Consider the following 1,135-nt stretch of genomic DNA (forward strand, 5'->3'; position numbering starts at 1 on the left):
GGAGTGCTCGAGGACTCGCAAACACGTCGCTCTGCGTCGTGCCCTGCAGAACACTCGGTACGACGGTGGAACCGGTTGGTGCAGGCTTTGCCACAGCAACCACCTTCGCAGCCGACGTAGCCGTAGGTGTCGCAGGTGCCGCCGGTTCGGCAGCTGGTGACGGTGACGGCTCTTCCGCCGGCGCTGTTGCGCCGCGGGCGGCGAGGAACTGCTCGATCTCCGCATCCGTCGTGGACGCATCGGCGGACACACCGATCACGGCGCCGACGGGCAGAGTCTGCCCCGGTGTGCCGACGATCTTGCGGAGAACACCGTCGAACGGCGCCTCCAGCTCGTTGGTGATCTTGCTGGTCTCGATCTCACAGATCAACTGGCCCTTGGTGAACGAGTCACCTTCCTCGATGAGCCACGCGTTGACCAACCCCTCCTCCATGGAGAGCCCCCATTTGGGGATGTCGATAGCTTTGATGTCAGCCATGATCAGGCTCTCACCAGCTTGCGAACCGACTCTTCGATGCGCGCCGCGTCAGGCAGCCAGGCTGTTTCGAGAGTCGGTGAGAACGGAACCGGCGTGTGCGGCGGCGTGATCAGTTCGATCGGCGCCTTCAGATAGTTGAATCCCTTGGTGGCGATCAGTGCGGCCACATCGTGCCCGAAACCGCAGCGTGCGGCAGATTCGTCGACGATCACGACCCTTCCAGTCGATGCGACGGATTCGAGGATGCCGTCCTCGTCCAATGGTGAGACGGTACGAGGATCGACAACCTCGACCGAAATACCCTCAGCTGCCAGCTTGTCCGCTACGTCGTTGGCGCGGTTCACCATTGCGGACAACGCAATGATCGTGACGTCGTCGCCCTGCCTGGTGTAGTTGGCGACGCCGAACGGAATCGCGTAGGGCTCGTCCGGCACTTCGCCTTTGAGGTCGTAGAGCACCTTGTGCTCACAGAACACAACGGGATCGTCGTCCCGGATAGCCTGGATGAGTAGGCCTTTGGCGTCGTAGGCGTTGGACGGGGCGACCACCTTCAGGCCGGGCACCGCGGCGAACACGTTGTACGGAGACTGAGAGTGCTGCGCAGCGGCGGAGAAGCCGGCGCCGATCATGCCTCGCACCACCAACGGGGTTCTGGCC

At 63.1% G+C, this 1,135-nt stretch carries 2 protein-coding genes; both read right to left on the reverse strand.

Translation table 11 applies throughout. The features are described 5' to 3' along the window. Window positions 1-478, reverse strand: a 478-nt coding sequence (locus ABT116_RS48895; RefSeq protein WP_351648056.1) for a biotin/lipoyl-containing protein, incomplete at its 3' end; no start/stop codon positions are given. A 2-nt stretch (window positions 479-480) separates the two neighbouring features. Further along, on the reverse strand, window positions 481-1,135 hold a 655-nt coding region (locus ABT116_RS48900; RefSeq protein WP_351648058.1), incomplete at its 5' end, for an alpha-ketoacid dehydrogenase subunit beta.

This window comes from Streptomyces sp. NPDC002130, from assembly GCF_040296465.1.
Lineage (GTDB): Bacteria > Actinomycetota > Actinomycetes > Streptomycetales > Streptomycetaceae > Streptomyces.